The following is a 26,165-nucleotide window of genomic DNA, read 5'->3' as shown; positions in this document are numbered from 1 at the left end:
TAAAGGGGGATTTGCTATGAAAAGATTACATGTGTGAGGGGGGATTTCTATGTTCCTCAAACGATTAGATATTGCAGGGTTCAAATCGTTTGCAGAAAAAGTATCGATAGATTTTGTGCCAGGTGTAACGGCGGTAGTAGGACCGAATGGAAGCGGAAAAAGCAACATTACGGATGCTATACGCTGGGTGCTTGGAGAACAGTCAGCCAAATCGCTTCGCGGAGGGAAAATGGAGGACATTATTTTTGCAGGAAGCGAATCACGCCGTGCGGTAAACGTGGCTGACGTAACGCTGACTTTGGAAAATGATGACCAGTTTCTTCCGCTTGATTATCATGAAGTTAGTATTACAAGGCGCGTGTACCGCTCAGGAGACAGTGAATTTTTTATTAACAACCAGCCGTGCCGTTTAAAAGATATTGTCGATTTATTTATGGACTCAGGACTTGGAAGAGAAGCTTTTTCTATTATCAGTCAAGGAAAAGTAGAAGAAGTGCTGAGCAGTAAATCTGACGAGCGCCGTAAAATTTTTGAAGAAGCAGCAGGGGTATTAAAATATAAAACGCGTAAACGAAAAGCGGAGCTTCGACTTCTCGAAACGCAAGAAAATTTAAATCGAGTGGTAGATATTCTGCATGAAATTGAAGGTCAGTTAGAGCCTTTACAGATTCAATCGTCGATTGCAAAAGATTATTTGCAGAAAAAAGAAGAATTAGAGCACATTGATGTGGCTGTTACGGTATTTGAAGTTGAAGATCTTCATCAGAAATGGGAAAAGTTAAAAGCTGAAATGGCTCAGCACGAGCAGCTTGAAGAGTCTCTCGCGACGAATATTCGCACGCGTGAAGGAGAAATCCAGACTCTTCGTTTGCATATTCAGCAAATCGATGAACAGCTAGACTCTTTACATAAAAAACTACTATATGTAAGTGAAGAAGTGGAAAAGCTAGAAGGCAAAAAAGAAGTATTAAAAGAGCGCAAGAAAAATGCTTTTCAAAATAAAGAGCAGCTGGAACGTTTAGTAAAAGAGTATACTCATAAGCATCAAGAATTAAGTAAAGCAAAAGATAATGAAGGAAAAGATCTTGAGCAGTCTCAAAAAGAAGTGCAAGAGATACGTATGAAGCTTACTGAGCAGGAGCAGTTGTTCAGGCAGTACAGTGAGAATTTAGAAGAAAAACTTGAACAGATGAAAAGCGAGTATTTTGAATTAGCGAACGCTCAAACATCCGCTCGAAATGAAATATCATTTTTAGAGCAGCAAAAAATGCAAACGTTTGAAAAAGAGCAGCGCTTAACAAAATCCAACGAGCAATACGTCGAACAGCGCCGTGAATTAACGCAGCGAAAAGAAGCGGCGATCAAAAGGCTCGCTCAGTTTCGTCAAGAGCTTCAGCAGGCTGTACAAGTGTATAAACAGCAAGGAGAGAAGCTTGAGTCCTTAAGACAAGCCTACCGTAAACAAGAGTCTACGCTTTATCAAGCTTATCAGTACGTTCAGCAGACAAAATCGCGTAAAGAAATGCTTGAAGAAATGCAAGAAGACTATGAAGGTTATTTTCACGGTGTAAAAGAAGTGCTAAAAGCGCGTGATGAGAAGCTTGCAGGTATTAAAGGTGCCATTGCGGAGCTAATCAATGTCCCAAAAGAGTATGAAACAGCGCTTGAAATTGCGCTTGGAGGAGCAGCTCAGCATATTGTCGTTCAAGACGAACAAAGTGCACGTCAGGCAATTGGTTTTTTGAAACAACACGGTTACGGAAGAGCTACGTTTTTGCCACTGACGTCTGTCAAAGACCGTTATATTCCGGCTCAAACTATCTCTATGCTAGAGAGTCACGACTCTTATGTGGGAATTGCTTCATCTCTTGTTAAATATGAAGCTACCTACGACCGAGTTATTAAAAATTTGCTTGGAACCGTTATTGTTGTCAATGATTTAAAAGGTGCAAATGAACTTGCCCGTCTTGTGCAGCATCGCTATCGTTTTGTGACCGTTAAAGGAGATGTCGTCAACCCCGGTGGTTCGATGACAGGCGGTTCAATGAAGCAAAAGTCCAACTCTTTGTTAGGCCGCCAGCGTGAAGTGGAAGCCATTACGGCAAAAATAGAAGAGATGGAACAAAAGACGCTTGTGCTCGAGCAAGATGTAAAAGACAAAAAGTCACAGATCGAAGAGCTTCAACAGGAAATTAATAAACAGCAGGCATTTGTGGAACGCTTGAAAGACAAAGAGCAGGAATCTGACCGAGAAGTAAAGCAGATTGACATCGAAGAAAAAGCAGTGAATGACCGCTTAACGATGTACGATCATGATATTGCTAGCTTTAGACAAGACCAAACGAGCTTGTCCGCTCGAATTGATGAGCTGCATACGAGTTTGCAGGGAAATCAGCAGCAGGCAAATGTATTAGAGAAAAACATTGAAGAGTTAGCTGCACGCAAGCATACGCAGCAAACGTCTAAAGAAACGGTTCAACATGAGCTTACAGAAGTAAAAGTGCTTCTTGCCAAAAAAGAACAGTTCCTCACAAATCAGCAAGAAAAATATGAAAGAGTGTGCTTTGAGCTTGATCAAACCATTCAGCGTTTGTCCGAAGCTACAGATGATCTTTCTCTTTTAACGAGTGAAATCACGAGCAACGACTCGGGTGAACTTCAGCTCGAAGAAGCGGCGCATGAGCGAATAAAAGAAAAGACAGAAACGTTACAATTAATGGATGACTGCAGATCAGAGCGGTTGAAAGCCCAGAATAAACTTGAAGACGAAGAGAGAATTGTAAAAGAGCTGCAGCGCCAGTACAAACAAATTACGGATGCTTTAAAAGATGAAGAAGTCAAAATCAATCGAATTGACGTAGAGCTAGACAGCCGTCTGCAGCAGCTGACAGAAGAGTACGAAATTAGCTTTGAAGCAGCAAAAGAAAAGTATCCTTTAACATTGGATATTCAAGAAGCGAGAAAAAAAATCAAGCTCATTAAGCTGGCAATTGATGAATTAGGAACCGTAAACATAGGTTCCATTGAACAATATGAACGCGTTTCAGAGCGCTATGAATTTTTAAATACACAGCGAGCGGACCTCGACGAAGCGAAAAATACCCTGTATCAAGTGATTGAAGAAATGGACGAGGAAATGAAGAAACGTTTTTCTGATACGTTCTCTCGTATCCGCAATGAATTTGGTACAGTGTTCTCTTCACTATTCGGAGGAGGGAAAGCGGATTTGAAATTAACAGATCCGAAAGATTTATTAAATACAGGGGTGGAAATTGTTGCCCAGCCTCCTGGGAAAAAACTTCAGAATCTAGGGTTGCTGTCAGGCGGCGAGCGTTCGTTAACAGCTATTGCCCTCCTGTTTTCTATTTTGAAAGTACGTCCAGTGCCATTTTGTGTGCTAGATGAGGTGGAAGCGGCGCTTGATGAAGCAAACGTTCATCGCTTCGCTACGTATTTACGCAAATTTAGTAATCAAACACAGTTCATTGTTATTACTCACCGAAAAGGTACAATGGAAGAAGCTGATGTACTGTACGGTGTGACGATGCAGGAATCTGGCGTATCGAAATTAGTCTCTGTTCGTTTAGAAGAATCAAAGCAATATGTTTAACTCATAGAATGAAAGGGTGGTACGAATGAGCTTTTTTAAGAAACTAAAAGAAAAAATTACAATGCAAACCGATTCTGTTACACAAAAATTTAAAGATGGACTATCAAAAACGCGCAATTCTTTTTCAGAACGCGTGAATGATCTAGTGTCTCGCTATCGTCAAGTAGACGAAGAGTTTTTTGAGGAATTAGAAGAAATTTTAATTAGTGCTGATGTCGGTGTTGCTACCGTGTTGGATTTAATTGATGACTTAAAATCGGAAGTGAAACGCCGTAATATTAAGGATCCTCAAGATGTACAGGCAGTCATCTCTGAGAAATTAATTGATATTTATGAATCTGGTGAAGAGCAGATTGGTGAACTGAATATGCAGCAAAATGATTTAACGGTGATTTTGTTTGTAGGGGTAAACGGCGTTGGGAAAACAACAACAATTGGGAAAATTGCGCATAAATTCAAGCAAGAAGGCAAAAAAGTCGTAATGGCGGCAGGAGATACGTTCCGTGCCGGTGCGATTGAGCAGTTAGAAGTATGGGGAGAACGCGTTGGTGTTGATGTTATTAAGCAATCTGCAGGCTCTGATCCTGCCGCTGTCATGTATGACGCCGTTCAGTCAGCCAAGGCTCGAAAAGCAGATGTTTTATTATGTGATACAGCAGGGCGCCTTCAAAACAAAGTGAATTTAATGAAAGAATTAGAGAAAGTAAAGCGTGTTATTGAGCGAGAAATTCCTGGTGCTCCTCATGAAGTACTCCTGGTGCTTGATGCGACGACGGGTCAAAACGCTTTAAGTCAGGCTAAAACATTCTCAGAAGCAACGAACGTGACTGGAATTGTGTTAACAAAACTAGATGGTACGGCTAAAGGCGGAATTGTTCTTGCCATTCGAAACGAACTGAAGCTTCCTGTTAAATTCGTTGGACTTGGAGAAAAAGTAGACGACCTTCAGCCGTTTGACACAGAGCAATATATCTATGGATTATTTGCCAATGCTGTAGAAGAAGAAACAGAAAAAGAGGCATAAGCTCAAAAGAGGCTGGGATAAAAGTATCTAAGTTGAAGGAAGATCCGAACGATGAGTCGTTCGGATTTTTTCATTGGTAGGGTGGACGCAGGTTTCATATTTATTCGTCTTTAAACTGAAGTAATTTAGTTATGTTTCCATCTCTTTTAAGTGGAAAAATGTGAGGTGTTAAGGAAAAAACTTGACATTCAAACCTAGCCTAGTTAAACTAATAACATGTAAAGGCTTTTCACTTAACAAGGGGGCGGTCAGATGGTTGAAAAGAGCGTGCATATGCTCGAGAAAACAACAAGAATGAATTACTTATTTGACTTCTATCAGGCGCTGTTGACGCCCAAACAAAGAAGTTATATGTCACTTTATTACTTGGATGATTATTCCCTCGGTGAAATAGCGGAAGAATTTGATGTGAGTCGTCAAGCAGTTTATGATAATATAAAACGTACAGAGCAAATGCTTGAACAATATGAGGAAAAGCTATTGTTATTTCAACGGTTTCAAGAGCGTCAATCAATTGTTCAACAACTGAAAGACGAACTTGCAGCCGATTTAAACAAGAACAGTAAGCTTTCTTCTCTTCTTGATTCGCTCGAGAAATTAGATTAGGGGGCGGCGCATATGGCATTTGAAGGATTAGCCGACCGTTTGCAAAGCACACTGCAAAAGTTAAAAGGAAAAGGAAAAGTTAACGAAGCTGATGTTAAAGAAATGATGCGTGAAGTTAGACTTGCCCTTTTAGAAGCCGATGTAAACTTTAAAGTAGTAAAAGACTTTGTTAAGCGCGTAAGCGAACGTGCTGTAGGTCAAGACGTTCTTAAGAGCTTAACGCCTGGACAGCAAGTTATTAAGGTTGTACAAGAAGAATTAACTGCACTTATGGGCGGAGAGCAAAGCAAGATTGCAGTAGCTCCAAAAGCTCCAACTGTAATTATGATGGTTGGGCTTCAAGGTGCAGGTAAAACAACAACAACTGGTAAACTTGCTAATTTATTACGTAAAAAATATAACCGTAATCCATTGCTTGTAGCAGCAGATATTTATCGTCCGGCAGCTATTAAACAGCTTGAAACACTAGGGAAACAGCTTAGCATGTCTGTTTTTTCATTAGGTGATCAAGTAAGTCCTGTGGAGATTGCGAAACAAGCTATTGCTCATGCGAAAGAAGAGCATCACGATTATGTATTAATTGATACAGCGGGACGTTTGCATGTTGATGAAAATCTAATGGAGGAGTTAGAACAGATCAAAGAGCTTTCTAACCCAGACGAAATTTTCCTTGTTGTCGATGCGATGACGGGTCAAGATGCAGTAAACGTTGCGGATAGCTTTAATAAGCAATTAGGATTAACTGGAGTTGTATTAACGAAACTAGACGGCGATACGCGCGGTGGTGCAGCGCTTTCTATTCGTGCAGTAACTGATACACCAATTAAGTTTGTCGGTCTTGGAGAAAAGATGGATGCTATTGAAGCATTCCACCCAGAGCGTATGGCTTCCCGTATCTTAGGTATGGGTGATGTGCTGACGCTTATCGAAAAGGCTCAGGCAAATGTAGATGCTGAAAAAGCAAAAGAGCTTGAAGCTAAGCTGCGCACGCAGTCATTTACATTTGATGACTTTTTAGATCAACTTGCTCAGGTGCGTCAAATGGGACCGCTTGATGAGTTAATTGGTATGCTTCCGGGCGCCAATAAAGTAAAGGGGCTCAAAAACCTGCAGGTTGATGAAAAGCAAATTAATCATGTAGAAGCAATTATTCGTTCGATGACGAAAGCGGAAAAAACAAACCCTGAAATCATTAATGCAAGTCGAAGAAAGCGTATTGCAAAAGGAAGCGGACGTTCTGTACAAGAAGTCAACCGTTTGCTTAAACAATTTGAAGACATGAAAAAAATGATGAAACAAATGACAAATATGTCAAAAGGCAAGAAAAAGGGTATGAAACTTCCATTCTTTTCATGATAAAATGCTTGATTTGGACTGAAAAACCAAAGAAAATAAAATATTTTTCTAGTGTTAAGAAAAAAACCTTTACAAACATTTTACCTATTTGATATTATATTATCTTGTTGAAACATATTCGGAGGTGCTTTATAAAATGGCAGTAAAAATTCGTTTAAAACGTATGGGAGCTAAAAAATCTCCTTTCTATCGTATCGTAGCAGCAGACTCTCGTTCACCACGTGATGGACGTTACATCGAAGTAGTTGGAACTTACAATCCTGTAGTTCAACCAGCTGAAGTTAAAATCGATGAAGAGCTAGCTCTTAAATGGTTACAAAATGGTGCTAAACCATCTGATACAGTTCGTAACCTTTTCTCTAACGAAGGCATCATGGAAAAATTCCATAATGCTAAATTAGGAAAATAATTTCACTCGAGATGACATCACTAATCGAAACAATTGTAAAGCCGCTTGTGGATTATCCAGCTGATGTTAAAGTGGAGGAACAAGAAGATGAACGTCAAGTGACATACATCCTCACCGTTCACCAAGAAGATGTCGGCAAAGTAATCGGCAAACAAGGCCGCGTTGCAAAAGCGATTCGAACTGTTGTGAATGCAGCAGCATCACAGCAAGGTAAAAAAGTGTATGTGAAAATTCAAGAGTAATCAAAAAGGGAGAGGGATAACCTCGCCCTTTTTTTATGTTATGATAAGATGAACGTTTTGATCACAGTAAGTCTTTTGCGAGCAAGAAGCAGCTATTTCAATATGCATGTAAAAAGCACAAGGTCACTATCTTGAGGGCGGAGGGAACGTTTTGAACATTATTCAAAAAGTGGTTGTGAAACAAGTGTTAACTGAAGCAAGCAAACAAGATCTTGAAAATCGTTTTATAAACCGCAAGCAGGCGCTTGAAAAAGAAATGGAACAGCTGAAATTTCAGTTAAAGCACATGGAAAAAGCCAATAAAGGTTCTTCTTTATTACATAGTCAATTTGAAAAAGAAAAATCCGCTCGCCTTGAAAAAATTGAAGTGTTGAACTTTCAGCTGACGCAATTAGAAAAGCTTCCTTTAGGGAGCGAACTCGTTGAAACGGAACTGGATGCCTTAGTAGAGGTAAAAATCGGCGACGATTGGGAAAAGATAAAAGAAAGTAAAACAATTATTATAAAAGATAGCAAAGTTGTTGAGATTAGATAGAGGTGAAGAAGCATGAAATGGTTTAAGGTTGGAAAAATTGTGAATACCCATGGTGTAAAAGGAGAAGTTCGTATTGTATCAACTACGGATTTTGCGGATGAGCGCTATGAAAAAGGAAATAAACTTTATATCTTCAAAGAAAAGCAAAGCGAGCCGGTGGAAGTAACGGTAGCAAGCCATCGCAGGCATAAAAATTTTGATCTGCTTACATTCGAAGGCTATCACAACGTAAATGATGTTGAGCAGTACAAAAACTGCGAAGTGAAAATTCCTGAGGAGCAGCTAACGGATTTAGAAGACGGTGAATTCTATTTCCATGAAATTATTGGCTGTACAGTAAAAACAGAAGACGGAGTAGAGGTAGGAACGGTCAAAGAAATTTTAACGCCGGGAGCTAATGATGTATGGGTTGTTAAAAAAGGCGGAAAAGAAGTTCTTATTCCTTATATCGACGACGTGGTACAATCTATTGATATAGATGAAAAAGAGATCGTTATTACAGTAATGGAAGGATTATTGGACTAATGAAAATTGATGTACTGTCGTTATTTCCTTCTATGTTTGACGGTGTTTTTGGCGAATCAATTTTGAAAAAAGCACAGGAAAAAAATGCGGTTGAACTGAATGTGGTTAATTTCCGAGAATATTCTACGAACAAACATCAAAATGTGGATGATTATCCTTACGGCGGAGGTGCTGGAATGGTATTGACGCCGCAGCCTATTTTTGACGCCGTAGAAAAGCTCACTGAAACAGCAAAAAAGCCCCGGGTGATTTTGCTTTGTCCGCAAGGAGAACGCTATACGCAGGCAAAAGCAGAAGAGCTAGCAGCAGAAGAGCATCTAATTTTCATTTGCGGCCATTATGAAGGGTATGATGAACGAATTCGTGAGCAGCTGGTAACCGATGAAATTTCAATTGGTGACTATGTATTAACCGGAGGCGAGCTTGGTGCAATGGTTGTGATCGATAGCGTTGTTCGCCTGCTTCCTGATGTGCTTGGCAATAATTACTCAGCTGTACAAGACTCACACAGCACCGGTTTATTAGAGCACCCGCACTATACGCGTCCTGCTGATTTTAGAGGCTTAACAGTTCCTGAAGTACTTATGTCAGGAAATCATAAAAAAATTGAACAGTGGCGCCAAAAAGAGTCTTTAAAGCGCACGTTGCTTCGAAGACCGGATATGCTTGAAAAAATGGAGCTAACAGAAGAGCAAAAGAAACTAGTAGCTCAATTAAAAGAAGAAAATCAGCTTTCATAAATCCATAAAATTTATGCATAAACTCTGTTGCATACGGTATAAGAGTGTGCTAAGATAGATTTTGTGGCTTGGGCAGATGTCTGGTCACCTATAACGATGTTCCGCTGCAATGATTGAAAAGCATTGGTATGAGCGTCTGTTGGAAGGAGTTGAAACACGCGATGCAAAAATTAATCGAAGAGATTACAAAAGAACAATTAAAAACAGATCTTCCTACGTTCCGTCCTGGTGATACTGTACGTGTACACGTAAATATCGTTGAGGGTACTCGTGAACGTGTTCAGGTATTTGAAGGTGTTGTTATTAAGCGTCGTGGCGGTGGTATCAGCGAAACATTTACAGTACGTAAGATTTCTTACGGTGTAGGTGTAGAGCGTACATTCCCACTTCATACGCCAAAAATTGCAAAAATCGAAGTAATGCGCCGCGGTAAAGTACGCCGTGCGAAACTTTATTACCTACGTGAATTACGTGGTAAAGCTGCGCGTATTAAAGAAATTCGATAATAGTAAAGGGGAGCTTGTTCATACAAGCTCCTTTTTTCAAATGTTTTTTTAGAACGATTCGTTCTCTGACAGGAAAAAATAGACGTACAAGTCATCATTTTTTTATTCTATTTATTTATTAGGCGTTTCAAACATTATCGTTTAAAATAAAGGTATGACATAAGAGTTGGAGGACTGAAGATGGCTCGAAAGAAAAATGAACTGTGGGAATGGATAAAAGCAATCGCCATTGCCGTACTGTTAGCTGTTGTAATTCGCTATTTTTTGTTTGCCCCGATTGTAGTAGATGGACTTTCTATGATGCCTACGCTGCATGATCAAAATCGAATGATTGTAAATAAGTTCTCCTATAAGATTGGTGATCCTGATCGCTTTGATATTATTGTTTTTCATGCTACAGCGGAAAAAGATTACATAAAACGTATTATCGGACTGCCGGGTGATCATATTGAGTATCGAAATGATACGCTGTATGTAAATGGAAAAGCTTATAAAGAGCCCTATTTAGATCAGTATAAAAAAGAAGTGATTGACGGTAATTTAACCGAAGATTTTAAACTAGAAGACGTAACGGGTAAAAAGACCGTGCCAGAAGGCTATTTGTTCGTGATGGGAGACAATCGACGCTACAGTAAAGACAGCCGTCAGATTGGCTTTGTGAGCATGGACAAGGTGCTTGGTAAAACGAGCGCTGTATACTGGCCGATTAAAGAAGCGCGTTTTGCAAAGTAAAATATAAAAGGTGAGTAAAATATGACAATTCAATGGTTTCCTGGTCATATGGCCAAGGCCAGAAGACAAGTAACTGAAAAGCTAAAATTGATTGATATTGTATACGAACTGGTTGATGCACGCATTCCGCAATCATCGCGAAATCCGATGATTGATGAGATTATTGTGAACAAGCCGAGAATCGTATTGCTGAATAAAGTGGACAAAGCGGATCCGCGTGTTACTCAGCAATGGTTAGATTATTATAAAGAACAAGGTATTTATGCCTTAGCTATTGACGCACAAGCAGGTAAAGGAATGAAACAAATTGTTTCGTCTTCCAAAGAACTTCTTCAAGAGAAGTTTGACCGCATGCGCGCAAAAGGAGTTAAAAAACCCCGTGCTATTCGTGCGATGATTGTAGGGATTCCTAACGTCGGTAAATCAACGCTGATTAATCGCCTTGCCAGCAAAAAAATCGCCAAGACCGGAGATCGTCCAGGCGTGACGCAGGCACAGCAGTGGATTAAGGTAGGAAATGAGCTGGAGCTGCTTGATACGCCAGGTATTTTGTGGCCTAAGTTTGAAGATGAAACAGTTGGATATAAGCTTGCGACAACGGGTGCTATCAAAGATACCATTTTAAATATGCAAGATGTCGCTGTTTATGCTCTGCGCTTCTTATCTAGCCATTATCCGGAACAGTTAAAGCAGCGTTATGATTTAAACGAAATCCCTGAAGATATCGTGGAACTGTTTGATGCAATTGGAGCGCGCCGCGGCTGTTTAATGGGTGGCGGCATGGTGGATTATGATAAAACAGCTGAGCTTGTTCTTCGAGAAATTCGAACGGATAAAATTGGCACTTTTACATTTGATAACCCAAATGAAGCTGAACAACAGCTGTAAGCAACACATTGCGAACTGAAGCAAAAAAACGCCTCTGCCTTTTCAGCATGAGGCGTTTTTTATGTGAAAAGGCCGTGTGAAAAAGTTGAGATAAAGAAGGTGGAGCTAATGAAAAAGAGTATTAAGGAAATAAAAGAGGAACTAAAGCAAGTGAGAAGCCCGGAAGATGCTTTATTTAAGGCATATGCGCAAGATGAGCGTAAAGGTGTGCAACAGGTTATTATTCAAAAACAAAGGCAATTTGAAGCTGCTGAGCGCTTGAAGCAACAGTTTGATGAAATGATGACATATGAAAATGAATTATACAGTCAAGGAGCAACTTATATTGCCGGAGTAGACGAAGTAGGAAGAGGACCGTTAGCAGGGCCTGTAGTAGCGGCTGCTGTTATTTTACCTTCTGATTTTTTTCTCCCTGGTCTGACGGATTCAAAGAAGTTATCAGAAGCAAAGCGAGAAGCGTTTTATGAAGAAATTTGTAAAAAAGCTGTCGCTATCGGTATAGGGATTATAGGCGCAGAGGTCATTGATTCTATTAATATTTATGAAGCAACAAAAAAGGCAATGATTGAAGCAATTGAACTGCTGGCTGTTCAGCCTGATGAACTGCTTATTGATGCGATGAAGCTGCCGGTGCCTATTTCGCAGCAGTCAATCATTAAAGGCGATGCTACAAGCATTTCGATTGCTGCAAGCTCTGTTATTGCAAAAGTGACGCGAGATCGAATGATGAAAGAACTTGGTGAACGCTATCCTGCATACGGATTCGAAAAACATATGGGGTATGGAACAAAACAACATTTAGAAGCAATCGAACAACATGGAATTTTGCCAGAACATCGCCGATCTTTTGCACCGATAAAAAACCAAGTAAACTAGAACATGATACCCGAGCATATCTCTGCTTTTTAGCGCATGTTTCAATGCGGGATTCTAGGCTTAAAAAGAATATAGCCTATGTAAGCGGAGATATTGCAGCGGGAAAAGTTCGTAAATTCTTTTCCTCTCAGCTTGCTTTAGTTATGAGAGTTGATTTACATGATCAACCCCACGTTTAACGTCTCCGGAGTCTCACCATCTTCATAAGGTATGGTTAAGTACTATCTCCATAAAAATATCAATTTTCTTATTATTTCAATATTTTTCACTAGAATAGTAGACAATTAGACAATTATTTTTATACAATGAAAGCGCAGTCTATTTTGTGCAGTATAGTTTTGTGGTTGATTATGTTAGGAGGATGGGAAATGAATATCCATGAGTATCAAGGAAAAGAACTACTCAGAAAATATGGGGTTGCAGTACCAAACGGTCGAGTAGCTTTTACTGTTGAAGAAGCAGTTGAAGCAGCAAAGGAATTAGGTTCACAAGTATCAGTGGTGAAAGCACAAATCCATGCTGGTGGACGCGGTAAAGCGGGCGGTGTCAAAGTAGCAAAAAACTTAGATGAAGTTCGTACATATGCACAAGATATTTTAGGAAAGACCCTCGTAACGCACCAAACAGGTCCTGAAGGAAAAGAAGTTAAGCGCTTGTTAGTTGAAGAGGGATGCGATATTAAGAAAGAATACTACATCGGTTTAGTTCTTGATCGTGCAACATCTCAAGTTGTATTGATGGGTTCTGAAGAAGGTGGAACTGAAATTGAAGAAGTGGCGGAAAAAACGCCTGAAAAAATCTTTAAAGAATATGTAGATCCTGCGATTGGTTTACAAGCATTCCAAGCTCGCAGACTTGCATTTAATATTAATATTCCAAAAGAATTAGTTGGAAAAGCAGTTAAATTCATGACAGGTTTATATACAGTATTTGTTGAAAAAGACTGCTCAATTGCAGAGATTAACCCTCTAGTTGTAACAGGTGACGGAGACGTTATGGCATTGGATGCGAAGTTAAACTTTGATTCAAATGCGCTGTATCGCCAAAAAGATATTCTTGAATATCGTGACCTTGAAGAGGAAGATGCTAAAGAAATTGAAGCATCTAAATACGACTTAAGCTACATTTCACTAGACGGTAATATCGGTTGTATGGTAAACGGTGCAGGTTTAGCGATGGCAACGATGGATATTATTAAGCATTACGGAGGCGACCCTGCTAACTTCCTGGATGTTGGGGGCGGCGCAACTGCTGAAAAAGTAACAGAAGCATTCAAAATTATTTTATCTGACCAAAATGTAAAAGGTATTTTCGTTAATATTTTCGGTGGAATTATGAAATGTGATGTTATTGCAACAGGTGTTGTTGAAGCAACAAAACAAGTTGGATTAAGCCTTCCATTAGTTGTTCGCTTAGAAGGAACAAACGTTGAACTTGGAAAAGAAATTTTACAAAAATCAGGCTTAAATATCACAGCTGCTGAATCTATGGCAGACGGCGCACAAAAAATCGTTTCACTAGTGAAATAGAAAGGCTGGGGGATAGGAATGAGCGTATTTATTAATCAAGATACAAAAGTAATTGTACAAGGAATTACAGGCGGAGTTGGCCTTTTTCATACACAGCAAATGTTAGAATATGGAACAAAAATTGTTGGTGGCGTAACGCCAGGTAAAGGCGGCTTAGAAGTAGAAGGTGTTCCGGTATTTAATACGGTTGCCGAGGCAAAAGAAAAAACAGGCGCAACGGCTTCTGTTGTATATGTTCCACCAGCATTCGCAGCTGACTCCATTATTGAAGCAGTTGACGCAGATTTAGATTTAGTTATTTGTATTACGGAAGGTATTCCAGTATTAGACATGGTAAAAGTAAAGCGTTATATGGAAGGAAAACGTACGCGCCTTGTAGGACCTAACTGCCCAGGTGTTATTACACCGGAAGAATGTAAAATTGGAATTATGCCAGGGTACATTCACAAAAAAGGTCATGTAGGTGTAGTTTCACGTTCTGGTACATTAACATATGAAGCTGTTCACCAACTTTCTGAAGCTGGCATTGGCCAATCAACAGCTGTTGGTATCGGCGGTGACCCGGTGAATGGCACGAACTTTATCGATGTATTAAAAGCGTTTAATGAAGATGAAGATACGTATGCAGTAATTATGATTGGGGAAATCGGCGGTACGGCAGAAGAAGAAGCGGCAGAATGGGTAAAAGCAAACATGACAAAACCTGTTGTCGGCTTCATTGGCGGTCAAACAGCGCCTCCAGGAAAACGTATGGGCCATGCTGGTGCGATTATTTCAGGTGGTAAAGGGACAGCGTCTGAAAAAATTAAAACAATGAATGAGTGCGGTATCCAAGTAGCTGAAACACCATCTGTTATGGGAGAAACACTTATTAAAGTGTTAAAAGAACAAGGCATTTACGAGCAGTGTAAGACTCATTAATAGAAGACATATAGCCTCCTTTGACCGGGGGCTATTTTGTCCATTTAAAAAGGAGATTGTAGAATGTCTGGTTTACGGGAAAAATTAATTCATTTAGCACATTGTCCATCTGTTAATTGGAAACAAATTTTTACGCTACTTCAACAGAATTCTTCATTACAAAATCTCTACGAGTACTCTCCATCACAGCTTCAAAAACTATTGACTCTCTCGATTGAACGTGCTAATCAAATAAAAAAAGATTTGCAAACTATTCCAATACGAGATATTCTAGATAAATATGACGCTGAGAATATTCAATGTGTCACCATCCTAGATGATGAATATCCTGAACTTTTGCGCCATATTTATGATCCGCCTTGGGTATTATTTGCAAGAGGAAACTTGTCTCTTCTACACGCTTCGGCAAGCTTGAGCGTTGTAGGAACAAGGAATCCCACTTCATATGGAACTGCAGCTCTGACTCATATTGTAAAGCCGATGCTGCATGAAGAATTTGTTGTTGTAAGTGGACTAGCCTTAGGAATTGACCAGGCTGCTCATGAACTGGCTATCGCTGAAAAAGCTAAAACGATTGCAGTTTTAGGCGGAGGGTTTTATAATATTTACCCAAGAGGAAACCAAAATTTAGCAAGAGAAATTGCGCAGCATCATTTGCTGCTTTCTGAATATGCCCCGTTTATGAAGCCGACGAAATGGTTTTTCCCTCGCAGAAACAGAATCATTAGCGGATTAACAGGAGGCACGTTGGTGGTGCAAGCAAAAGAAAGAAGTGGATCTTTTATTACCGCCGACCAGGCGCTTCAGCAAGGAAGAGAAGTATTTGCCATACCGGGTTCTATTTTTGAAGAAACATCATGTGGAACGAATAAGTTAATCCAATTAGGGGCAAAACTTGTGCAAAGCGCTGCTGATATTACAGATGAAATGATGTATATAAGATGAATGTTTCAAAGTAGTCATATTCTTGCATGGTATGAAATACTAGTGAGATACGTAGGGAAATCGTATGACTTATCTTTTTGACATTTGACAAACAAGAACCAAATATTTAATAATAATGAAGATTTTATTCTACCTCTTGAGGAGGAACAAATAGATGTCTGACTACCTAGTAATTGTAGAATCGCCTGCAAAGGCTAAAACAATTGAACGTTATTTAGGAAAGAAATATAAAGTAAAAGCATCGATGGGACATGTTCGCGATTTACCTAAAAGTCAAATGGGAATTGATATTGAACAAGATTACAATCCGAAATATATTACAATTCGCGGGAAAGGCCCGGTTTTAAAAGAATTAAAAACAGCGGCTAAAAAAGCAAAAAAGATTTACCTAGCAGCCGATCCAGACCGTGAAGGAGAAGCGATTGCATGGCATTTGGCGCACAGTTTGGATGTAGACATTGCATCGGACTGTCGCGTAGTATTTAACGAGATTACAAAAGAAGCGATTAAAGAATCTTTTAAACATCCACGAGCAATTAATATGGATTTAGTAGATGCTCAACAAGCACGCCGTATTCTTGACAGGCTGGTTGGCTACAATATCAGTCCATTGCTGTGGAAAAAAGTGAAAAAAGGATTAAGTGCCGGAAGGGTTCAATCAATTGCAGTGCGGTTAATTATTGATCGTGAAAAAGAAATTGCAAAGTTTATCCCAGAAGAATACTGGACGGTAAAAGCAACCTTTCAAAAAGGAAACGACCAATTTGAAGGCCAGTTAATCGAATATCAAGGAAAAAAAGTAGAGCTATCAAATGAAGATGATGTAACCAACATTGTCAAACAATTAGATGGAAACGAATTTTCAATTTCTAAAGTAACAAAACGTGAGCGAAAGCGTAATGCGGCTCCCTCTTTTACCACGTCTTCATTACAGCAAGAGGCAGCGCGGAAACTGAACTTCCGAGCGAAAAAAACGATGATGATTGCGCAGCAATTATATGAAGGAATTGATTTAGGAAAAGAAGGTACAGTAGGTCTTATCACGTATATGCGTACCGATTCTACTCGTATTTCAGAAACAGCTCAAACAGAAGCTAGAGATTACATTACGAACGCGTACGGAAATCAGTTTGTGGCAACGGAAAAGCGTAAAGAAAAGAAGAATTCAAATGCGCAAGATGCCCACGAAGCGATTCGTCCAACTTCAGCTCTTCGTAAACCAGGAGAGGTAAAAGAGTTCTTATCGCGTGATCAGTATCGACTGTATAAGTTAGTATGGGAGCGCTTCGTTGCTAGTCAAATGGCACCTGCAATTATGGATACAATGGCTGTAGATTTGAAAAATGGAGACGTAACATTTAGAGCGAACGGCTCAAAAGTTAAATTTCCAGGCTTTATGAAAGTGTATGTTGAAGGCAATGATGATCAAGTGGAGGAAAAAGAAAATCTTCTTCCAGACTTAGAAGAAGGAGAAGTAGCTTATTCTAAGGACATCGATGAAAAGCAGCACTTCACACAGCCGCCGCCAAGATATACAGAAGCTCGTTTAGTCAAGACATTAGAAGAGCTAGGCATTGGCCGACCGTCTACATATGCTCCAACACTTGATACGATTCAAAAGCGCGGATACGTAGCGCTCGATAACAAGCGTTTTGTTCCAACAGAACTTGGAGAAATTGTACTAGAGCTTGTATTGGAGTTTTTCCCAGAAATTTTAGATGTAGAGTTTACAGCTAAAATGGAAAACGATTTGGATGAAGTGGAAGATGGTAATGTTCAATGGGTGCGTGTTATTGACGAATTTTACAGTGATTTTGAAAAACGCTTAGAACATGCTGAAAAAGAAATGCGCGAAGTTGAGATTAAAGATGAACCTGCCGGAGAAGATTGTGAAGAATGCGGTTCACCTATGGTATACAAAATGGGACGCTATGGAAAATTTATGGCATGCTCTAATTTCCCTGACTGCCGCAACACAAAGCCAATTGTAAAAGAGATTGGCGTAAAGTGTCCGAAATGTGAAGAAGGAAATATCGTTGAGCGAAAATCGAAGAAAAAGCGTACATTTTATGGCTGTGATCGATTCCCGGGCTGTGACTTTGTATCTTGGGATAAGCCGATTGCAAGAAAATGTCCGAAATGTGAAAATCTGCTTGTGGAGAAGAAACAGAAAAAAGGAACTCAAGTCGTCTGTACAAGTTGTGATTATAAAGAGGAAGCTCAGCAGTAAAAGAGAATGGGATGAATTCCCACACTTTAAATTTAAAAATAGCAGTTATATAAGATGCGGCGACATTGCTTCATGTGCTAAAATGGAAACGTTATTAGCGACATTGAGTAATGTCGCATTTTCTTTGTCCCGTTAAAAAAGGAAAAGACAAGTGAATGTATAAGGAAAATGATAGAAAAGATAGAAATGAAGTTGGAGGATTTACAATGAATGAACAAGTAATTAATGTTATCGGAGCAGGTCTTGCTGGAAGTGAAGCAGCTTGGCAAATCGCAAAGCGCGGTTTGAAAGTCCGTCTTTATGAGATGAGACCAGTGAAGCAAACACCTGCTCATCATACGGACAAATTTGCTGAATTAGTATGTAGTAATTCACTGCGTGCGAATACACTAACAAATGCAGTTGGCGTTTTAAAAGAAGAAATGCGATTATTAGACTCTGTAATTATTCGTTCAGCAGACGAGTGTGCGGTTCCAGCAGGTGGAGCATTGGCTGTTGACCGTCACGAATTTGCCGCTCGTGTGACGGAAAGTGTTAAAAACCATCCAAACGTAACGGTTGTTAATGAAGAGATTACGGAAATTCCACAGGGACCAACTGTTATTGCAACAGGTCCGCTAACATCAAAAGATTTATCGGAAAAGCTGCGCGCGTTAACAAGTGAAGATTATTTATATTTTTACGATGCGGCTGCACCTATTATTGAAAAAGACAGCATTGATATGGATAAAGTATATCTTAAATCTCGCTATGATAAAGGGGAAGCTGCCTATTTAAACTGTCCGATGACAAAAGAAGAATTCCAGCGTTTTCATGAAGCATTAATCAATGCAGAGACAGTTCCTTTAAAAGAATTTGAGAAAGAAATTTATTTTGAGGGATGTATGCCAATTGAAGTAATGGCTTCACGCGGAGAAAAAACAATGCTCTTTGGACCAATGAAACCAGTTGGGTTAGAAGATCCGAAAACAGGAAAGCGACCTTATGCAGTTGTTCAGCTTCGTCAAGATGATGCAGCAGGTACACTATATAATATCGTAGGTTTCCAGACACATTTAAAATGGGGAGCACAAAAAGAAGTATTAAGCTTAATCCCAGGTTTAGAAAATGCAGAAGTAGTGCGCTACGGAGTTATGCATAGAAATACGTTTATTAATTCTCCTAAATTGTTAAAGCCTACGTATCAATATCGTGAGCGTGATGACTTATTCTTTGCTGGACAAATGACGGGAGTAGAAGGATATGTAGAATCAGCTGCGAGCGGATTAATGGCAGGAATGAACGCAGCTCGACTTGTGCTTGGTGAAGAATTGGTTGTATTGCCGCAGGAAACGGCGATTGGCAGTATGGCTCACTATATCACTCATACAAGCGCTAAAAACTTCCAGCCGATGAATGCCAACTTTGGCTTATTCAAAGAATTGGAAGTGCGAATCAAAAACAAACAAGAACGAAATGAAACGCTTGCTAAACGAGCATTGGAAACTATTCAGAATTTTACAACAAAATAATCAAAATTGTTTGCAAGGGCTACTTAATTGTGATAATATTTAGTAGCCCTTGTGAGGTGATAACATTGGAATTTGTTAAAGATGTATTAAATTCCTTTCTAGAATATTTACAAATTGAGAAAAATTATTCAAAATATACAGTTGACTGCTATGAAAAAGACATAGGTATCTTCATGTCTTTTATGCAGGAAGAGCAAATACAAAACCTACAAAGTGTTACATATGCTGATGCAAGGCTGTTTTTAACACGCCTATATGAAAAGCAGTATTCAAAAAGATCGATGTCACGCAAAATTTCTTGTTTGAGAACGTTTTATCGGTACTTAAATAGAGAAGAATTAGTAGAAGATAATCCATTTGCGCTCGTTACCCTTCCTAAAAAGGAAGAGCGAAATCCTCGCTTCCTGTATGAAGAGGAGATTGTGAAATTATTTCAAATGAATGACTTAACAACTCCGTTAGGGCAGCGTAATCAGTCTCTATTAGAATTGCTGTATGCCACCGGAATACGAGTGAGTGAATGTGCATCTATTAAGCTTAGCGATATAGATTTTTCACTTCAAACTTTGCTCGTATATGGCAAAGGGAAAAAACAACGGTACGTGCCATTTGGCTGTTATGCCAAGGACGCTCTTAGAGTATATATAGATAATGGAAGAAAGCTTCTTTTAAAAAAGGCTCCTTCTGATACTCATTCGCTCTTTTTAAATTATAAGGGGACACCGTTGACAGACCGAGGCATACGCTTAGTCATTGATCAGTTAGTAAAGAAAACCGCTGAGAATATACATATTAGTCCACACGTTTTGCGGCATACTTTTGCGACTCATATGTTAAATGAAGGGGCAGATTTACGTACAGTTCAAGAAATGCTAGGTCATGAACATTTATCAACCACTCAAATATACACACATGTGACGAAGGATCGTTTAAAGGCAGTTTATATGAATCACCATCCTCGCGCATAAAAGGAGGAGTTAATTTGTCTACTTTCCATGCTACTACGATTTTTGCGGTTCAGCATAACGGTCAATGTGCCATGTCTGGGGACGGACAAGTAACGTTTGGAAATGCTGTTGTGATGAAACATACTGCTCGAAAAGTAAGACGTCTATTTCAAGGGCAAGTTCTTGCCGGCTTTGCAGGTTCAGTAGCTGATGCATTCACTCTTTTTGAATTATTTGAAACGAAGCTTGAAGAGTATAACGGAAATCTTCAGCGTGCAGCCGTTGAGCTTGCTAAACAATGGAGAAGTGACAAAGTATTGCGAAAGTTAGAAGCAATGCTTATTGTTATGAACAAAGATAACTTACTGTTAGTATCAGGAACGGGTGAAGTTATTGAACCGGACGACGGCATTTTAGCAATTGGATCAGGCGGAAATTATGCTTTATCAGCGGGACGTGCATTAAAACAACATGCAGGCGAACATTTAACAGCTAAAGAAATTGCAAAAGCAGCTTTAGATGTAGCAAGTGAGATATGTGTTTATACAAATGATCATATTATTGTAGAAGAACTGTAGGAAAGGGGATTTTTTTATGAATTCTCATTTAACACCTCGACAAATTGTAGAAAAGCTCGATCAGTATATTATTGGTCAAACGAAGGCAAAGAAAGCGGTCGCTGTTGCGCTGCGAAACCGCTATCGACGCGGTCTGCTAGACGAATCTTTACGTGATGAAGTTGTGCCGAAAAACATTTTAATGATTGGTCCTACAGGTGTGGGTAAAACCGAGATTGCACGCCGCTTAGCTAAGCTTGTCGGTGCACCTTTTATTAAGGTTGAGGCAACAAAATTTACGGAAGTTGGCTATGTAGGACGCGATGTAGAATCAATGGTTCGTGATTTAGTGGAAACGTCAGTTCGACTTGTAAAAGAAGAAAAAATGAACGGCGTGCGTGATCGCGCAGAAGAAAATGCAAACAAGCGGATAGTGGAGCTTCTTGTTCCAAGCAAAAAGAAGCAGCAATCGTTTAAAAATCCGTTTGAAATGATTTTTTCAAACGGTACACAGTCAAGCGATGCGGATCCTGATCAAGATGAGGAAACGAATATTGCCACGAAGCGCAAGCAGATTGCTCATCAGCTTGCTTTAGGAGAGCTTGAAAATCATTATGTCACAATTGAAGTAGAAGAGCAACAGCCTTCTATGTTTGATATGTTACAAGGTTCGGGTATGGAACAAATGGGCATGAACATGCAGGATGCTTTAAGCAATTTTATGCCTAAGAAACAAAAAAAGCGCAAACTTACTGTTAAAGATGCACGAAAAGTATTAACAAATGAAGAAGCGCAAAAATTGATTGATATGGATGAAGTGACTCAAGAAGCTGTGAATCGGGCAGAACAATACGGAATTATCTTCATTGACGAAATTGATAAAATTGCTCAGAAAAGTGGTAATTCATCTTCAGCTGATGTTTCACGTGAAGGCGTGCAGCGAGACATTTTACCAATTGTAGAAGGATCAACGATTGTGACCAAATATGGCGCAGTCAAAACTGATCATGTTTTATTTGTAGCAGCCGGTGCTTTCCATGTATCAAAACCGTCGGATTTAATTCCAGAATTGCAAGGCCGATTCCCAATTCGCGTTGAATTAACGAAGCTAACCGTTGAAGATTTTATAAACATTTTAGTAGAGCCCGATAATGCGTTATTAAAGCAATATGCGGCATTATTGGAAACTGAAGGTATACAAATTGAATTTTCTGACGATGCTATACGTAAGATTGCAGAAATTGCATATCAGGTAAATCAAGATACAGACAATATTGGTGCAAGAAGGCTTCATACGATTTTAGAACGTTTGCTAGAGGATTTATCGTTTGAAGCACCAGAAGTAACATTAGAGAAAATTGTGATTACTCCGCAGTACGTGGAAGAAAAATTAGAAAAAATCGCTAAAAACAAAGATTTGAGTCAATTTATCTTATAGAACTGAAATCGCAGGAGGAAGAGTACTAATGGATTTATTAGGGAAAACTAGAAAGATTAATGCAATGCTACAAAAAGCAGCTGGTAAACCAGTAAACTTTAAAGAAATGGCTGAAACACTTTGCGAAGTGATCGAATCAAACGTATTCGTAGTAAGCCGTCGCGGTAAATTATTAGGAATCGCTGTTAAACAGCAAATTGAGAATGCGCGTATGAAAGATATGTTAGAAGCACGCCAGTTCCCAGAAGAGTATACTCAAAGCCTATTTAACATTCAAGAAACATCTTCTAACTTAAACATTGAAAGTCAATATACAGCTTTCCCAGTTGAAAATAAAGACTTATTTGATGCAGGACTAACAACGATCGTTCCAATTATCGGGGGCGGAGAGCGTCTAGGTACGCTTGTACTATCTCGTTTAGACCGTCAGTTTGAAGACGATGATTTGATCCTTGCTGAATACGGTGCAACGGTAGTAGGTATGGAAATTCTTCGTGAAAAAGCAGAAGAAATTGAAGAAGAAGCGCGTAGCAAAGCTGTTGTACAAATGGCCATTAGCTCATTATCATACAGTGAGTTAGAAGCTATTGAGCACATCTTTGAAGAGTTAAATGGAAATGAAGGACTATTAGTAGCAAGTAAAATTGCTGACCGCGTTGGAATTACACGTTCAGTAATCGTAAATGCGCTACGTAAATTAGAAAGTGCTGGCGTTATCGAATCACGTTCTTTAGGAATGAAAGGAACTTACATTAAAGTTCTTAACAACAAATTCTTAGTAGAGCTTGAAAAATTAAAATCTAACTAAGTTTATGAACCAAAAAGCACACGGGCTTTGCCCGTGTGCTTTTTTTGCATGCTCTCAGTACGAAAAGATTCGCTGTGGGTTAAGACGATTCGTTCACTATTTTATAAATCTTTAACAAACTCCATATAAAAATCTAAAAATTATATTATAGAATCTTTAAATAGTAAAAAGATACTAGTTGATTACAAATCGTTACTTTTATTACATATTATTCAGGACTTATGGTGTATATTTTGATTTTTAATTTAAAAAATAGAGCTAAAGTATAGCATTGATGTTAAAAAATGCTTGGAAAACGGAAGAAAAATTTGGTTTATAGTCCAAAAGTTCTTAAAAAAGGATAGACATTGCATGAAGTTTTTCTTACAATAAGTTCTATGGTACTAAAGTCGAAATTTGTCTCATTTTTGAGGAAAATAGAATAGATAAGCAGGTGTAAGAATTGAGTTTGTTTTCAACTACTTTTCAAACAATTGAAAATGGAATTAGCTATGCGTCACAAAAGCAGCAGACGATTGCACAAAATATCGCAAACGTTGATACTCCAAATTATAAATCGAAAACAGTATCGCGTACGAGTGAATTTCGAGATTTATTACATAATGAGTTAGAAGCATATCAGACTGATTCAAAACATATCCCATTTTCCGGGTCATCTCAGGGAGTAATTACCCAGCAAGGAAACACTTCCTATCAAGCAAATGGAAACAATGTGGATATGGATAAAGAGATGGCGGATATGGCTGAAAATCAAATTTACTATGAGGCGCTAGTAGATCGTTTAAATGGAAAATTTAATTCTCTTCAAACAGTCATTAGAGGAGGTAAATAAGTTTGACTATTTTTCAAAATATGAATATTACATCTTCAGCTTTAACTGCCAATCGTTTAAGGATGGACGTTGTTTCATCTAACATGGCGAATGCTGAAACGACAAGAGGGACGTACGTTAATGGTGAGTGGCAGCCTTACAAAAGAAAAATGGTTGTCATACAGTCTGATCGTTCGCCTTCTTTTTCGTCTCTCTTACACTCCGAAATCAATAAAAATCAAAACAATGGTGTAAAAGTCACAGATATCGTAGAAGATGATACTCCTTTTAATTTAGTATATAATCCGACGCATCCAGATGCGAATGACCAAGGGTACGTGCAGATGCCGAACGTAGATCCCTTAAAGGAAATGACGGATTTAATTAGTGCTACTCGATCCTATGAAGCAAACGTGACGGTCTTTAATACAAACAAAAGTATATTAACAAAGACGTTAGAAATTGGAAAATAAAGGAGAGGTAAAATGATTAACGGTATCAGCAATCAAATAGCAATAGCAAAAACAGCAGCTTCTACTAGCACTGGACAAACAACTCAACAGTTTTCAACGTTTTTAAAAGACTCAATCAATGAGTTGAACAATACTCAACGTGCTTCGGATATAGCGACTGAAAAGCTTGCTAAAGGAGAAAATGTCGAACTCCAAGATGTGATGATTACTGCTCAAAAAGCAAGTATTACGATGCAAACGGCTCTTGAAATACGCAATAAAGCTGTTGAAGCCTATCAGGAAATGATGAGAATGCAAATGTAATTGAGCGGTTATTAAAGAAAATGAAAATAGTAATAACCGGAGGAATACCATGAATGAAAGAATAGCTCTTTATCGAGATAAGATGAAAGTCTTTTGGAATAACCGCAAAAAAGGACAGAAAATAGCCCTTATCGCTGCTCCTCTTACGGCTGTTCTAGTCATTAGTTTAGCATCTGTTTTCTTAAACAAGGATAAATTTGTCCCTCTTTATAGCAATCTATCGGCTCAAGAAACAGGACAAATCAAAGCAGAGCTTGATGCTAGAAGCGTTCCTTCAGAAATCTCTGATAACGGAACGACCATTTCGGTGCCTGAACAAAGCGTTGACTCGCTAAAAGTTGATTTAGCTGCACAAGGAATTCCTGATAGCGGAAGTATCGACTATTCGTTTTTTGGAAAAAATGCCAGCTTTGGTATGACAGATAACGAATTTGATGTGTTAAAACTCGATGCGATGCAAACTGAATTGGCTAACTTAATGAAAAACATTCAAGGAGTCAACGATGCAAAGGTGATGATTACCCTTCCCAATGAAAGCGTATGGGCGAATGAAAAGCAGGGAGAAGCCTCTGCATCGATTGTGCTTAATACAAAGGCTGGTTATAAATTTGATGATCAGCAAATTAAATCTCTTTATCATTTAGTATCCAAAAGTGTGCCAAACCTTCCTACAGATAATATCGTCATCATGAACCAATATTTTGAGTACTTTGATTTAAAAGGTAACGAAACGAATTCAGCTTCTAGCTCATTTGCTTCGCAGAACGAAGCGAAAAAAGAAGTTGAGCGAGATATTCAGCGTCAAGTACAGCAAATGCTAGGAAGACTGGTCGGTCAAGACAAAGTGATGGTCTCTGTTACAGCAGATCTTGATTTTACACAGGAAAATCGCGAAGAAAAGCTAGTAGAGCCTGTTGATAAAGATAATATGCAAGGAATTGCCGTTAGCGCTGAAAAAATTAATGAAACATTTTCTGGTAAAAGTGCTCAAGATGGAGGCGTTGCTGGAACAGGAGAAGAAGATACAACAAATTATTCATCTAGCACAGCAAGTGGAGACGGAGACTACGAAAAAAACGAGGAACGAATTAATTATGAAGTGAATCGAATTCATAAAGAAATCGTCGAAAGTCCATACAAAATTCAAGACCTTGGCATTCAAGTAATGATAGATCCGTCCAATGCAAAAGGGAAATCACAAGTCTCCGATACGCTTGAGTCAGACGTTCAAAAAATGTTAGGTACAATTGTCCGTACTTCTATTTCAAAAGATGCAAATACGAAAGCTCTCTCGGATAACGCGGTCAGCGATAAGATTACCGTTTCCGTTCAGCCGTTTAATGGACAAGAAACAGCTGACAACACAGCAAGTTCGATTCCATTATGGATGTATATAATCGGAGGAGCACTGCTGCTTGTTATTGTGGTTCTTATTGTCCTGTTGGTTAGGAAAAGGGGTCAAGACTTAGATGAAGAGGAATATGATGAAGGGTATGATGAAACGTTTGAAGCATATGAAGCGGCACAAAAAGCTCCTGTTTTAAGTGCTGAACAGAAAACAAAAAGCAATCTTGAAACGTTAGCGAAGCAAGACCCGGAAGAGTTTGCAAAACTGCTGCGAACATGGATTAGTGAGGATTAGG

At 39.0% G+C, this 26,165-nt stretch carries 26 protein-coding genes; all 26 read left to right on the top strand.

The features are described 5' to 3' along the window. Positions 1-49: 49 nt before the first annotated feature. Complete coding sequence (gene smc, locus N178_RS02300; protein ID WP_045290165.1) at positions 50-3,610, top strand: chromosome segregation protein SMC; 3,561 nt, start codon at positions 50-52, stop codon at positions 3,608-3,610. 25 nt (positions 3,611-3,635) lie between these two features. Then, positions 3,636-4,634: a signal recognition particle-docking protein FtsY gene (ftsY, locus tag N178_RS02295; RefSeq protein ID WP_013058902.1), complete on the top strand. Its 999-nt coding sequence runs from the start codon at positions 3,636-3,638 to the stop codon at positions 4,632-4,634. A 273-nt stretch (positions 4,635-4,907) separates the two neighbouring features. After that, a complete protein-coding gene (locus tag N178_RS02290; protein ID WP_013058901.1) occupies positions 4,908-5,240 on the top strand; it encodes a putative DNA-binding protein in 333 nt (110 codons plus the stop codon). Between the two features lie 12 nt (positions 5,241-5,252). Beyond that, on the top strand, positions 5,253-6,596 hold the full coding sequence (ffh, locus tag N178_RS02285; protein ID WP_013058900.1) for a signal recognition particle protein: 1,344 nt from the start codon (positions 5,253-5,255) through the stop codon (positions 6,594-6,596). 136 nt (positions 6,597-6,732) lie between these two features. Beyond that, entirely contained in the window at positions 6,733-7,005 is a 273-nt protein-coding gene (gene rpsP, locus N178_RS02280; protein WP_013058899.1) for a 30S ribosomal protein S16, read from the top strand. 11 nt (positions 7,006-7,016) lie between these two features. Then, complete coding sequence (locus tag N178_RS02275) at positions 7,017-7,247, top strand: KH domain-containing protein (RefSeq protein ID WP_013058898.1); 231 nt, start codon at positions 7,017-7,019, stop codon at positions 7,245-7,247. A 151-nt stretch (positions 7,248-7,398) separates the two neighbouring features. Continuing rightward, on the top strand, positions 7,399-7,782 hold the full coding sequence (locus tag N178_RS02270) for a YlqD family protein (RefSeq protein WP_013058897.1): 384 nt from the start codon (positions 7,399-7,401) through the stop codon (positions 7,780-7,782). Positions 7,783-7,794: 12 nt separating this feature from the next. Further along, positions 7,795-8,307, top strand: a complete 513-nt coding sequence (gene rimM, locus N178_RS02265; RefSeq protein WP_045290162.1) for a ribosome maturation factor RimM — start codon at positions 7,795-7,797, stop codon at positions 8,305-8,307. Beyond that, positions 8,307-9,047, top strand: a complete 741-nt coding sequence (gene trmD / locus N178_RS02260) for a tRNA (guanosine(37)-N1)-methyltransferase TrmD (RefSeq protein ID WP_045290160.1) — start codon at positions 8,307-8,309, stop codon at positions 9,045-9,047. The genes rimM and trmD overlap by 1 nt, the downstream gene beginning before the upstream one ends. A 161-nt stretch (positions 9,048-9,208) precedes the next feature. Further along, entirely contained in the window at positions 9,209-9,553 is a 345-nt protein-coding gene (rplS, locus tag N178_RS02255; RefSeq protein ID WP_013084808.1) for a 50S ribosomal protein L19, read from the top strand. A gap of 180 nt (positions 9,554-9,733) precedes the next feature. Beyond that, entirely contained in the window at positions 9,734-10,285 is a 552-nt protein-coding gene (lepB, locus tag N178_RS02250; RefSeq protein ID WP_013058893.1) for a signal peptidase I, read from the top strand. A 21-nt stretch (positions 10,286-10,306) separates the two neighbouring features. Then, positions 10,307-11,173 carry a ribosome biogenesis GTPase YlqF gene (gene ylqF, locus N178_RS02245; RefSeq protein WP_045290158.1) on the top strand — a complete coding sequence of 289 codons (867 nt, stop codon included), beginning with the start codon at positions 10,307-10,309 and terminating at the stop codon, positions 11,171-11,173. 108 nt (positions 11,174-11,281) lie between these two features. Then, positions 11,282-12,049 (top strand): ribonuclease HII, encoded by a 768-nt coding sequence (locus tag N178_RS02240; protein WP_045290156.1) that lies wholly within the window; start codon positions 11,282-11,284, stop codon positions 12,047-12,049. 368 nt (positions 12,050-12,417) lie between these two features. Further along, complete coding sequence (gene sucC / locus N178_RS02235) at positions 12,418-13,578, top strand: ADP-forming succinate--CoA ligase subunit beta (protein WP_013058890.1); 1,161 nt, start codon at positions 12,418-12,420, stop codon at positions 13,576-13,578. Positions 13,579-13,596: 18 nt separating this feature from the next. Continuing rightward, positions 13,597-14,499: a succinate--CoA ligase subunit alpha gene (gene sucD, locus N178_RS02230; RefSeq protein ID WP_013058889.1), complete on the top strand. Its 903-nt coding sequence runs from the start codon at positions 13,597-13,599 to the stop codon at positions 14,497-14,499. Positions 14,500-14,562: 63 nt separating this feature from the next. Beyond that, positions 14,563-15,444, top strand: coding sequence for a DNA-processing protein DprA (gene dprA, locus N178_RS02225; protein WP_045290154.1), 882 nt, complete (start codon positions 14,563-14,565; stop codon positions 15,442-15,444). Between the two features lie 154 nt (positions 15,445-15,598). After that, on the top strand, positions 15,599-17,674 hold the full coding sequence (gene topA, locus N178_RS02220) for a type I DNA topoisomerase (protein ID WP_028411437.1): 2,076 nt from the start codon (positions 15,599-15,601) through the stop codon (positions 17,672-17,674). A gap of 206 nt (positions 17,675-17,880) precedes the next feature. Continuing rightward, positions 17,881-19,185, top strand: coding sequence for an FADH(2)-oxidizing methylenetetrahydrofolate--tRNA-(uracil(54)-C(5))-methyltransferase TrmFO (gene trmFO / locus N178_RS02215; RefSeq protein ID WP_013058886.1), 1,305 nt, complete (start codon positions 17,881-17,883; stop codon positions 19,183-19,185). Positions 19,186-19,250: 65 nt separating this feature from the next. After that, positions 19,251-20,153 (top strand): tyrosine recombinase XerC, encoded by a 903-nt coding sequence (gene xerC / locus N178_RS02210; protein WP_014458427.1) that lies wholly within the window; start codon positions 19,251-19,253, stop codon positions 20,151-20,153. 14 nt (positions 20,154-20,167) lie between these two features. Continuing rightward, positions 20,168-20,710, top strand: a complete 543-nt coding sequence (hslV, locus tag N178_RS02205; protein WP_013058884.1) for an ATP-dependent protease subunit HslV — start codon at positions 20,168-20,170, stop codon at positions 20,708-20,710. A gap of 16 nt (positions 20,711-20,726) precedes the next feature. Then, entirely contained in the window at positions 20,727-22,127 is a 1,401-nt protein-coding gene (gene hslU, locus N178_RS02200) for an HslU--HslV peptidase ATPase subunit (RefSeq protein WP_013084801.1), read from the top strand. A gap of 28 nt (positions 22,128-22,155) precedes the next feature. Further along, positions 22,156-22,935, top strand: a complete 780-nt coding sequence (gene codY / locus N178_RS02195; protein ID WP_013058882.1) for a GTP-sensing pleiotropic transcriptional regulator CodY — start codon at positions 22,156-22,158, stop codon at positions 22,933-22,935. Between the two features lie 442 nt (positions 22,936-23,377). Continuing rightward, positions 23,378-23,767: a flagellar basal body rod protein FlgB gene (gene flgB, locus N178_RS02190; RefSeq protein ID WP_045290152.1), complete on the top strand. Its 390-nt coding sequence runs from the start codon at positions 23,378-23,380 to the stop codon at positions 23,765-23,767. Positions 23,768-23,769: 2 nt separating this feature from the next. Continuing rightward, positions 23,770-24,219 (top strand): flagellar basal body rod protein FlgC, encoded by a 450-nt coding sequence (gene flgC / locus N178_RS02185; protein WP_045290150.1) that lies wholly within the window; start codon positions 23,770-23,772, stop codon positions 24,217-24,219. 12 nt (positions 24,220-24,231) lie between these two features. Next, positions 24,232-24,522, top strand: coding sequence for a flagellar hook-basal body complex protein FliE (gene fliE, locus N178_RS02180; protein WP_014458432.1), 291 nt, complete (start codon positions 24,232-24,234; stop codon positions 24,520-24,522). A 49-nt stretch (positions 24,523-24,571) separates the two neighbouring features. Continuing rightward, the gene (fliF, locus tag N178_RS02175; protein ID WP_045290148.1) at positions 24,572-26,164 is read left to right on the top strand and encodes a flagellar basal-body MS-ring/collar protein FliF; all 1,593 of its coding nucleotides are present in this window, start codon (positions 24,572-24,574) and stop codon (positions 26,162-26,164) included. Position 26,165 lies beyond the last annotated feature (1 nt).

It is taken from the genome of Priestia aryabhattai B8W22 (assembly GCF_000956595.1).
Classification (GTDB): domain Bacteria; phylum Bacillota; class Bacilli; order Bacillales; family Bacillaceae_H; genus Priestia; species Priestia aryabhattai.
The sequence above is the reverse complement of the archived record's forward strand: the minus strand, read 5'-3'. Positions and strand labels throughout refer to the sequence as shown.